The organism is Roseateles sp. P5_E1 (assembly GCF_054049335.1).
The window spans coordinates 243,564-253,539 of record NZ_JBFUMN010000005.1; the positions used below are offsets into that span (position 1 = coordinate 243,564).

A 9,976-nucleotide genomic window follows, 5' to 3' on the forward strand; every position below is an offset into this window, starting at 1 on the left:
TGTCAGGACTGGCCTCCCAGGGCCGTAATTCGAATGATTGCCCCTCCCCCTTTTTGCGCGATTGACTTCGGCACGTCGAATTCCGCGGTGGCGGTGCCCAATGCCAGCACGGCCGCCGGCGAGATGCATCTCATCGAGCTGGAACCGGCTCAACGCACGATGCCGACCGCGGTCTTCTACTTCACCGAAGGCGCCCACGACGCCGACGGCCCGCCGCGCGCCTTCGGCCGCGCCGCCGTGGCTGCCTATGTCGAGGGCCACGACGGCCGGCTGATGCGCTCGATGAAGAGCATCCTCGGCTCGCCCCTCATCGACCAGACCACCGATGTGGGCGGCGGCCGCGGCGCCAAGTATTCGGACATCGTCGCCGGCTACCTGAAGCGGCTGCGCCGCCTGGCCGGCGAACCCGAGCGCGCCGTGCTGGGCCGGCCGGTGTTCTTCGTCGACAGTGAGCCCGAGCGCGATGCGGCCGCCCAGGCCCAGCTGGAGGCCTGTGCCCGCGCGGTCGGCTTTCGCGAGGTGCATTTCCAGTACGAACCGATCGCGGCGGCCTTCGACTTCGAGCAGCAGGCGACGCGCGAACAGGTCGTGCTGGTCGCCGACATCGGTGGCGGCACCAGCGACTTCTCCATCGTGCGCGTCGGCCCCGAGCGCATGCAGCGCCTGGCGCGCCGCGACGACATCCTGGCCAGCCACGGCATCCACATCGCCGGCACCGATTTCGACCGCCACATCGAACTCGCCGGCCTGCTGCAGGAGTTCGGCTACCGCACCACGGGACCCAGCGGACGCGAGGTGCCCAGCGGCATCTATTTCGACCTGGCCACCTGGCATCTGATCAACACCTGCTACTCGCCGCTGCGCGTGGCCGAGTGGCGCGGCATGAAGAGCTGGTTCAGCGACGTGCGCCAGCACGCCCGGCTGATGACGGTGCTGGAGGAGCGCCTGGGCCACGAGTTGGCCGCTCGCGCCGAGGGCGCCAAGATTGCCGTGTCGGGCGGCGAGGACACGACGATGGACCTCGGTCACATCGAGACCGGCCTGGTACTGCCGCTGAGCGAGAAGACCGCGGTGGACGCGCTGCGCGCCGACCTCGACCGCATCATCTCGACCGCCCACGAAACCGTGGCGCTTGCCGGCCTGAAGGCCGGCCAGATCGACGCCCTTTACTTCACCGGCGGCTCAACCGGGCTGCGCCTGCTGGTGGACGGCATGGCCGCCGGCTTCCCCGCCGCGGCGCGCGTCAGCGGCGACCGCTTTGCTTCGGTCGCGACCGGCCTGGGCCTGCACGCCCGACGGCTTTTTGGGCCGGCTGCGGCTTCAATGGCCTAGACACGTCCGCCAGCATCAACACCGCGCTGACCAGCCCCTCGACCGCTTCTTCCAGATCGGTCGGCGGCTCCAGCGACTCGATCTCCTCGAGCAGCGTATCGGCGTCCTCGAGGTCGTCCGGGTCCAGGTGCAGATAGAGGGCCGCCAGCGGCTCCAGCAGCGGTTCTTCGGGCAGCTTCATCAGCGCGGGATGGGCGTCCAGCGCATGCGCAAAGCCGGCCACCCACGGCAGCACGGTTTCGCTGGGGCTGGCGTCCTCGTCGAGCTCGAACACCCAGGGGTCGAACCACTGCCGACCGACGATGGCCAGGTTCAGCTCCTTGTGGCGGCGGCGCAGCAGCCCGATCAACTCGTCGCTGATGCGCTGGGGAATGGGTCGCCCCTCGCTGTCCAGCAGCGGCGGCAGCCATTGCTCCAGCGACACGACTGAAGGCTGCAGCAGCACGCCACAGAGATAGCCATCGGCCATGCTGACGTCCAGCGGTTCCAGCGGCGCCGGCAAGGCGTCAAGCAGAGCCTGCAGGCGCTCCAGATCGGCTTCGGACAGGGCTTCGGTGGGGCGGTGCTGGGGGGCTGACATGGCGGGATTATGGGCAGTGCAAGTGAATATTGCCCACCGGGGCGCCGGCCGAAGCTCTAGAGTGCCTCCATCCCAACGACGCCCTCTACCCTGAGGGCTTCACGACCCGGCAGCCTGCTGACCGGGTCTTTTTTTGTTGGTCACTTGGCACGCAGCTCGCTGGCGCGAGCCGCTCGGCGCTGGTGCGCCGGGACCTGCGGCCCTGTGCCAAGAGGCCCATCCGCGCCCCGTGGGGCGCGAGGCCGGTCACGTTGCACGCATCTCCCCAGCGTGAGCCGTGGGTTCCGGCACCCCTTCACGCAGCAAGCGAATGGCGCCGGGCCAATCTTGCGTCGGGCTTTCATACTGGCGGCATGTCCGCTGCCGTACTCGCGCTGCGCTTCGACCCGGCGGTCGTGGTGCTGTCCTACCTGACCGCTGCCTTCGCCTCCTATGTGGCGCTGGACCTCGCCCAACGCGTGCGCACGCCCGATGCGCTGGTCGCCCGCACCTGGTGGATTGCCGGTTCGCTGTCCATGGGCACGGGCATCTGGGCCATGCATTTCGTCGGCATGCTGGCCCTCAAGCTGCCCTTCCTCGTCGGCTATGACAGCGCCGTCACACTGCTGAGCTGGCTCGCGGCCGTGGGCGTGTCGGCTATCGCGCTGCGCGTTGCGGCCGGAGAGGCGCTGACGCCCACCCGCCTGGCCGTGGGCGCCATCAGCATGGGCGCTGGCATCTGCGCCATGCACTACACCGGCATGGCCGCCCTGGTGCTGGCCCCCGGCATCCAGTGGCACTGGGGCCTGGTGGCGGCCTCGGTCGCCGTCGCCACCGGCGCAGCCGCCGCGGCCCTCATCATCTTCTTCGGCCTGCGCAGGCTGCCGCGGGCCTGGGCCCGCTGGGGCCAGCTCGTCGCGGCCCTCGTCATGGGTGCGGCCGTGGCCGGCATGCACTACACCGGCATGGCCGCCGCCGACATTGCCGAAGGCACGGTCTGCCTCAGCGCCGACGCGCTGCGCGGCGACAACCTCGGCAATCTCGTCGCCGGCGCCACCTTCGCGCTGCTGTTGCTGACGCTGATCACCTCGGCCCTGGACGCCCGCGGCCAGCGCCGCACCAACCGGCTGCAGCAGTCCCTGCAGGCCGCCACGACCGAGCTGCAGGAAATCGCGCTGCGCGACCCGCTGACCGGCCTGGCAAACCGCCAGCTGCTTGACGACCGCCTGCAGCATGCCGCCGCGCGCGGCCAGCGCGAGGGCGCTCGTCTGGCCCTGCTGACCGTCAACCTGGACGGCTTCAAGCCCATCAACGACAGCTTCGGCCTGGCCGCCGGCGACCAGGTGTTGCGCGAGACCGCTCTGCGGCTGCAAGGCCTGGCCCGTGGCCACGACACCCTGGCCCGGCTGGCCGCCGATGAATTCGTGCTGGTGCTCGAAGGCGAGGTCGGCGAGACGACGCTGGCCCAAATCGCCCAGCGTCTGCTGGACGCACTGGCCGAGCCCATGACGGGCGTGCCTGGCGCCGGCAGCCAGCCGCTGCGGCTGTCGGCCTCGGTCGGCATCGCGCTGTACGACGGCAAGGGGCCCGGCGAGGCGCTGGTGGCCCAGGCGGATTCGGCCGCCCAGTCGGTCAAACGTGCGGGCGGCAATGGCTTTGCCTTCTTCGAGGCGCATATGCAGGCCGGCGTGCGCGAGCAGGTCGAGCTGGCCCGCGACCTGCGCGCCGCACTGGCCGGCGAAACCGGCAGCGGCCGCCTGACCCTGCACTACCAGCCCAAGATCGCCACTGCCCACGGCGAAGTCAGGGGCGTCGAGGCGCTGCTGCGCTGGCAGCACCCGCAGCGCGGTGCGATCAGCCCGGTCGTCTTCATCCCGGTGGCCGAGCGCTTCGGTCTGATCGTGCCGCTGGGTGACTGGGTCATCAAGGAGTCCTGTCGCCAGATTGCACTTTGGCGTGAGGCGGGCCTGCAGATGCGCGTGGCCATCAACCTGTCGGTGCAGCAGCTGCGCCAGCCCGACGCCCTGGTGCGCCGCTTCGAGGAGGCGCTGGCCCAGTATGGCGTCGACGCCCGCCAACTGACCTGCGAGATCACCGAGTCCGTCGCGATGGACGACGCCACCGCCACCGAACGCTCACTGCAGCGCCTGGCCGAACTCGGTCTGTGCCTGTCCATTGACGATTTCGGCACCGGCTATTCCAGCCTGGCCTATCTGCGTCGCCTGCCGGTGTCGCAGCTCAAGATCGATCGCAGCTTCATCCAGGACCTGGAGAGCAGCGCCGACGCCCGCGCCATCGTCAGGGCCGTCATCGAACTGGCCCATGCGCTAGGCCTGCAGGTGGTGGCAGAAGGGGTCGAGACCGAAGGCCAGGCCGAGGTGCTGCGCGGCAAACGCTGCGACAAGCTGCAGGGCTTTTTGTTCGCGCGCCCGATGCCGGCCGAGGACCTGACGCGCTGGGCGAAGGACGCGCAGGACGACCGGCCGCGCTTCAGCTCGTCGGTCTACGCAACGCTGGACCCCAGCATTTAGGGCCGAACGGCCCTAAACCGCCATCCGCGCCGGCGCCACGTAGAAGCGCCGGAACTCCTCGAAATCCATGGTGTCGGCCGCCTCGATGCGGGCCTGCTCGGCCAGCGACTCGGCCGCCATCTTCTCGAAGCGGCGTTGCAGCTCGTCTGGAAACGGCAGCGCCAGCAGGGCCGCACGCGTGGCGTCGCTCTGGCGGCGGGTGAAGCCGACATAGCTGTCGTCGAAGTCCTGGGCCATCACGGTCAGCACGCGCGCCGATGGGCAGAGCTCGGGCTGCTGCAGGCGCTGGCCGACGCGGCGCAGGGCCGCGCGGTAGGCGTCGCCGCCATGGGCCGCGTCAAGGGCCGCGGCGTGCACAGCGCAGGCGGCGAGGATCTCGCCGGCCCAGTCGGCGAGGCTGCGCTCACCCCCGCGCCAATGCTCCAGCATCAGGCCCGGCTCCCGGCCGCGGGCGGCCACGCGGTGCTGGTTGCGGCTGTTGGCGGCGATCTCGTCGGGCGTGTCGTCGGGGCTGTCGCTCTTCAGGCAGTGCAGCAGGAAGGCGTCCAGCACGCGGATGGCGTCGGCACCGATGCCGACCGGCTCGAAGGGGTCGAGGTCCATCAGCCGCACCTCGATGTACTCGACACCGCGCTCGCGCAGCGCATGCAGCGGCCGCTCGCCGGAGCGGATCACCCGTTTGGCGCGAATGGTGCTGTAGAACTCGTTCTCGATCTGCAGCAGGCTGGTGGAGAGCTGGTTGTAGTCGCCGCCGGGCGTCTGCACGCCAATGGCCTCATAAGGCGGATAAGGCCGGCTCAGCGCCTCCTGCAGCGAGGCCGCATAGCTCTCCAGGCAGTTGTAGGTGACGGCGATGCTGGACTGCGCGTCGCTCTGGTAGCCCAGCCGGCCCATGCGCAGCGAGGTGGCGTGCGGCAGGTAGAGGGTGTGGTTGGAGAGGCGCTGCAGGCCATGCTCGCGGTCATGCACGAAGCTGTCGCACAGCGCCGGGCTGGCGCCGAAGAGGTAGAGCAGCAGCCAGCCCTCGCGGCGGAAGTTGCGGATGGCACCGAAATAGCCCTCCGTCGACACGCCCGGCAACGACCAGTTGTAGTGAATGCCCGAGATGGTCTGCATGCGCCGGCCATAGCGCTGGCCCAGGCCCATGCGGTAGACGCTCTTGGCACGGCCGACATTGCTCGAACCGTAGCGGCCGATCGGGATGGTCTCGTCCGTGGGCAGGCCGCAGGGCATGGAGCCCACCCAGAGCCGCTCGTCGGCAAGGGCCCGGTAGACGGCCTGGTGGACCTCGGTCAGCTCCAGCAGGCAGTCGTCGACACCGGCATGCACGCCGGTGATCAGCTCCAGCTGCGACTCGCTGTAGTCGGTCGTGATGTGCGGATGGGTCAGGGCCGCGCCGAGGGCCACCGGATGCGGTGTCAACGCCAGGCCGCCCCCGGGGAGGGCGCGCAGGCTTTCCTTCTCGATGCCACGGCGGATGCCGAGCAATGTCTCTTTGTCGTTCATGGCGTCCGGGGACCGGGAATTGGGCCAAGACGGTAGCAGAAGAGCCCTACAGCTGTCCTGGGGCATCCATGTCGGCCAGACTCGGCCTCAGGGCATGTTCGCCGGCCTGGATGCCTTCGTGGTGGCTGAGGTAGAGCGAAACGTCATAGCGCTCCAGCCAACCCACGGCCTTGAGCCTGTCCAGCACCGGGCCCTTGACCTCGGAGAACTCCAGCCTCAGCCCCTCAGCCTGCAGCGCCGCATGCAGCTCCTGCAGGGCGGTCAGGCCCGACACATCGATGTGGTTGACCGGCGCCATCAGCATCAGCACGCGCTGCGGCGCGCCGACCTTCTCACGGTGCTCGCGCACATGGGCCAGCACGGCGTCGACCAGGCCGCGGGCATTGGTGAACACCAGGCTCTCGTCGACGCGCAGCCCGACGACCTCGGGCCGGCACTCGACGGCATAGCGCTCGAGGTTGCGGTAATGCTGCGTGCCCGGCACGCGGCCGATGCGGGCGACGTGGGGCTGGGCCGTGCGCTGGATCAGCAGCGCGACAGAACCCACCACGCCGATGGCCAGCGCGGCCGCGATGCTCCAGCACAGCACGGCCACCGTGACGGCCACCATCAACAACCCTTCGGCGCGCGCATAGCGCCAGGCCTCACGGTAGGGCTGCAGCGAGAAGCCGCCCAGCACGGCCACAACGATGGTTGCGGCCAGCACGGGCTTGGGCAAATGAGCCAACGGTTCGGCCAGCAGCAGCATCGCGACGAACATGAAGGCGCAGACGAACACCAGGCTCCAGCGGCTGGCCGAGCCGGCCTCGTGCAGCAGGATGCTGCGCGAGAAGCTGCCCGCCACCGGCATGCCGCCGCTGACCGACGCGACCAGGTTGGCCGCTGCCAGGCCGCGCATCTCGGCCGCCGGCAGCAGCTTTTCGCCACGCCGCTGCGCCAGCGATTCCGACACCGCCAGGCTGGAAACGAAACCCATCAGGGCCACCAGGGCTGCGGACGGCAGCAACTGCAGCCACAGCGCAGCCTCCAGCCGCGGCAAGCCGAGCGGCAAGACCAGCGACGGCAGCGCACCGACCTGGGCAACGCCCATGGCGGCGGGCGTGAAGGCCGACAGCGCCATCGCCGCAACCAGCAGCAGCAGCGGCGCCAGCCGCGCCAGCAGGCGTGGGCCGGCCCGGCGCGACAGCAGCAGCAGCGCGATGCCTGCGCCTCCCCAGACCGCGCTGGCGACGCCGAAGCCGCCCTGCGGGGCCGATGCGATCAGGTCGGGCAGCGTGAAGCCCGCCGCCGCACTGCCCAGCAACACCGGCAGCTGGCCGGCCGCGATCATCAGCGTCGCGCCGGTCTCGAAGCCGCGCAGCGCCGGCACCGACAACAGGCTGGATAGCGCATCCAGGCGCAGCAAGGCCGCCATGGCCAGCAGCAGGCCCACCTCGGCTGCGAGCACGAGCGCGCCTTCGGTCGCACTGACGCTGGCCGGCAGCGCGCCCAGGGCCTGCGCAATCATCAGCGCCAGCACCGCCACCGGGCCCAGGCCCAGCACCGGGCTGGAGCCCAGGGCCGCATAGGCCAGCAGCGGCAGCAGGCTGGCATACAGCCCCACCTGCGGCGGCAGGCCGGCCAGCATCGCGTAGGCCAGGCTCTGCGGGATCAACAGCACGGCGACGACGGCGCCGGCGATCAGGTCAGCGCGCCAGGTGCGCAAGAGGGACATCAATCGACCTTGGCGCCCGAGACCTTCACGACCTTGGCCCACTTGAGGGTCTCGCTGGCGATGAGCGCCGCGAACTCCGCGGAGGAGCCCCCACCAGCCACTGCGCCCTGCCCCGCCATCCGTTCGCGCAGCGCCGGCGTATTCAGCGCCGCCGCGGCTTCGCGCTGCAAGCGGGCGACCTGGTCGGCCGGCTGGTGGGCAGGCGCCAACAGGCCGAACCAGGAGCTGGCTTCATAGCCCTTCAGGACCGCGCCACCCGCCTCGGCCACCGTGGGCAGGTCGGGCACCGCCGGGCTGCGCTGAGCGCTGGTGACGGCCAGGGCCAGCAGCTTGCCGGCCTTGATCTGCGGCAGCGCCGAGGGCAGGTTGTCGAACATCAGGTCGGTGTTGCCGGCGATCAGGTCGAGCAGGGCGGGACCCGAGCCGCGGTAGGGGAAGTGCAGCATGAAGCTGCCCGTCATGCTCTTGAACAGCTCGCCGGCCAGGTGGATGGACGTGCCGTTGCCGCTGGAGGCCATGTTGAGCTTGCCAGGATTGGCGCGCGCGACGCGGATCAGGTCAGCCACGCTGCGAATGCCATAACGCGCCGCGTTGGCGGGGTTGAGCACCAGCACATTGGGCACGGCCGCGACCAGCGTGATGGGCGCGAAGTCCTTCGCCGGGTCGTAGGGCAGCTTGGGGTAGAGAGACGCGTTGATCGCATGCGTGCCGACCGTGCCCATCAGCAGCGTGTGGCCGTCCGTGGCCTTGGCGACCTCGGCCGAACCGATATTGCCGCCGGCGCCAGGCTTGTTGTCGACGACGACAGCCTGCCCCAGGCGCTGCTGCAGTTCGGGCGCCATTGCACGGGCCAGCAGGTCGGTCGTGCCACCAGGCGTGAAGGGCACGACGAGACGGATGGGCTTGCTCGGCCACGGCGCTTGGGCGGCGGCAGGCAGCGCGAGGCTGCCGGCCAGGGCCGCAACTTGGCGACGGTTCAGCTTCATGGCGATCTCCATCAGTGATGCGCGTTCGGGCCGAGCGCCGGGCCGCTCCCAAGCCGGCCCGCGCTGGCGATGTGCTTGCGGCTCAATGCCGCAAGCATCGTCGTCCCCACGGGGGACCGACTGGGCTTGCCCGCGTCCAGCAGAGCAAGACCGGGCGAGGGGCTCACTCTATCTGTCTACCTTGACGCCCGAAAGCTGGACGACGCGCGCCCACTTGGCCGTCTCGGCGGCAATCAGCGCAGCGAACTCCGGCCCGCCGCTGCCATGCACGAGCATGCCACGTGCGGTCAGCCGCTCGCGCAGCGCGGGACTGGCGAGTGCGGCAACGCTGTCACGCTGCAGGCGGGCAAGCTGCTCCGCCGGCTGGYCGCTGGGAGAAAACAGGCCGATCCAGGCACTGGCCTCATAGCCCTTGAGCGCCGGCCCGCCGGCTTCTTCGACGGTGGGCAGCTCCGGCAGGCTGGGGCTGCGCCGCGCGCTCGTGACGGCCAAGGCCAGCAGCTTGCCGGCCTTGATCTGCGGCAGGGCCGAGGGCAGGGAGTCGAACATCAGGTCCATGTTGCCGGCGATGACGTCCTGCTGGGCCGAGGCCGCGCTGCGGTAGGGGAAGTGCAGCATGTAGGTCTGGGTCAGTCGCTTGAAGAGCTCGCCGGACAGGTGCGTCGGGTTGCCGTTGCCGCCGGAGGCGATGTGCAGGCGCCCGGGCTGGGTGGTGGCGGCGTGCACCAGGTCGCTCACGCTGCGCACGCCCAAGGCTTGCGCGACACCGGGGTTGATGACGAGCACCAGCGGCACGGTCGCGACCAGGCTGATCGGCGCGAAATCCTTCACCGCGTCATAGGGCAGGCGGCGCCACAGCAGCGGGTTGATGACATGCGTGCCAACGCTGCCCATCAGCAGCGTGTGGCCATCGCTGGCGCCGGCGACTTCGGCGGTGCCGATATTGCCGTCGGCGCCGGGCTTGATGTCGATGGTCACCGGCTGGCCCAGGCTCTTCTGCAGCTCGGGCGCGAGCTGACGGGCGGCGACGTCGGCCGCGCCGCCCGCTGCATAGGGCACGACGATGCGCAGCGGCCGCGTCGGCCATGGACCACTGGGCTGGCTGTAAGCCGATGGGGCCGACGAGGCGGCCAGCCACATCAGCAGGCTACGGCGCTGCAGCGGCGGCAGTGTCATGCTTGCCACTCCGCATGGGGGCCCGCGGGCCGAGCGCCGGGCCGCTCCCTAGCCGGCCCGCCATGGCGATGTGCTTGAGGCTCAATGCCGCAAGCATCGCCGTCCCCGCGGGGGCTGAGGCCGGACACATCGCGCCCGGTGGGCGGGATGTGCCTGCCGAAGGGCTGCGGCT

General features: G+C 70.3%; 7 protein-coding genes. 2 read left to right on the forward strand and 5 right to left on the reverse strand.

The features are described 5' to 3' along the window. Nucleotides 1-33 precede the first annotated feature (33 nt). Complete coding sequence (locus tag ACXJKJ_RS08275) at nt 34-1,332, forward strand: Hsp70 family protein (protein ID WP_457389761.1); 1,299 nt, start codon at nt 34-36, stop codon at nt 1,330-1,332. On the opposite strand, the gene ACXJKJ_RS08280 is transcribed toward ACXJKJ_RS08275, so the two are convergent. Continuing rightward, complete coding sequence (locus ACXJKJ_RS08280) at nt 1,244-1,912, reverse strand: YecA/YgfB family protein (RefSeq protein WP_457389762.1); 669 nt, start codon at nt 1,910-1,912, stop codon at nt 1,244-1,246. The two genes, ACXJKJ_RS08275 and ACXJKJ_RS08280, sit on opposite strands and share 89 nt — an antisense overlap. Before the next feature lie 353 nt (nt 1,913-2,265). Between ACXJKJ_RS08280 and ACXJKJ_RS08285 the strand changes: the two genes are divergently transcribed. After that, nucleotides 2,266-4,422 carry a putative bifunctional diguanylate cyclase/phosphodiesterase gene (locus ACXJKJ_RS08285; protein WP_457389763.1) on the forward strand — a complete coding sequence of 719 codons (2,157 nt, stop codon included), beginning with the start codon at nt 2,266-2,268 and terminating at the stop codon, nt 4,420-4,422. A 12-nt stretch (nt 4,423-4,434) separates the two neighbouring features. Here the strand turns inward: ACXJKJ_RS08285 and gshA are convergent, their stop codons facing one another. The 4 genes from gshA to ACXJKJ_RS08305 all read right to left on the reverse strand — a co-directional run bounded on the left by gshA (nt 4,435) and on the right by ACXJKJ_RS08305 (nt 9,804). Further along, nucleotides 4,435-5,928, reverse strand: coding sequence for a glutamate--cysteine ligase (gshA, locus tag ACXJKJ_RS08290; RefSeq protein ID WP_457320587.1), 1,494 nt, complete (start codon nt 5,926-5,928; stop codon nt 4,435-4,437). A gap of 46 nt (nt 5,929-5,974) precedes the next feature. Continuing rightward, nucleotides 5,975-7,642, reverse strand: coding sequence for a SulP family inorganic anion transporter (locus ACXJKJ_RS08295; protein ID WP_457389764.1), 1,668 nt, complete (start codon nt 7,640-7,642; stop codon nt 5,975-5,977). Then, complete coding sequence (locus tag ACXJKJ_RS08300) at nt 7,642-8,628, reverse strand: tripartite tricarboxylate transporter substrate binding protein (protein ID WP_457389765.1); 987 nt, start codon at nt 8,626-8,628, stop codon at nt 7,642-7,644. Before ACXJKJ_RS08300 ends, ACXJKJ_RS08295 begins: the two co-directional genes overlap by 1 nt. Nucleotides 8,629-8,796: 168 nt before the next feature. Further along, on the reverse strand, nt 8,797-9,804 hold the full coding sequence (locus tag ACXJKJ_RS08305; protein WP_457389766.1) for a tripartite tricarboxylate transporter substrate binding protein: 1,008 nt from the start codon (nt 9,802-9,804) through the stop codon (nt 8,797-8,799). Nucleotides 9,805-9,976 lie beyond the last annotated feature (172 nt).

Excerpts from the sequence above, each read along its gene's own strand:
- ACXJKJ_RS08285 (WP_457389763.1), top strand. The coding sequence starts at position 2,266 with ATGTCCGCTGCCGTACTCGCGCTGCGCTTCGACCCGGCGGTCGTGGTG.
- ACXJKJ_RS08280 (WP_457389762.1), bottom strand. The coding sequence starts at position 1,912 with ATGTCAGCCCCCCAGCACCGCCCCACCGAAGCCCTGTCCGAAGCCGAT.
- gshA (WP_457320587.1), bottom strand. The coding sequence starts at position 5,928 with ATGAACGACAAAGAGACATTGCTCGGCATCCGCCGTGGCATCGAGAAG.
- ACXJKJ_RS08295 (WP_457389764.1), bottom strand. The coding sequence starts at position 7,642 with ATGTCCCTCTTGCGCACCTGGCGCGCTGACCTGATCGCCGGCGCCGTC.
- ACXJKJ_RS08300 (WP_457389765.1), bottom strand. The coding sequence starts at position 8,628 with ATGAAGCTGAACCGTCGCCAAGTTGCGGCCCTGGCCGGCAGCCTCGCG.
- ACXJKJ_RS08275 (WP_457389761.1), top strand. The coding sequence starts at position 34 with ATGATTGCCCCTCCCCCTTTTTGCGCGATTGACTTCGGCACGTCGAAT.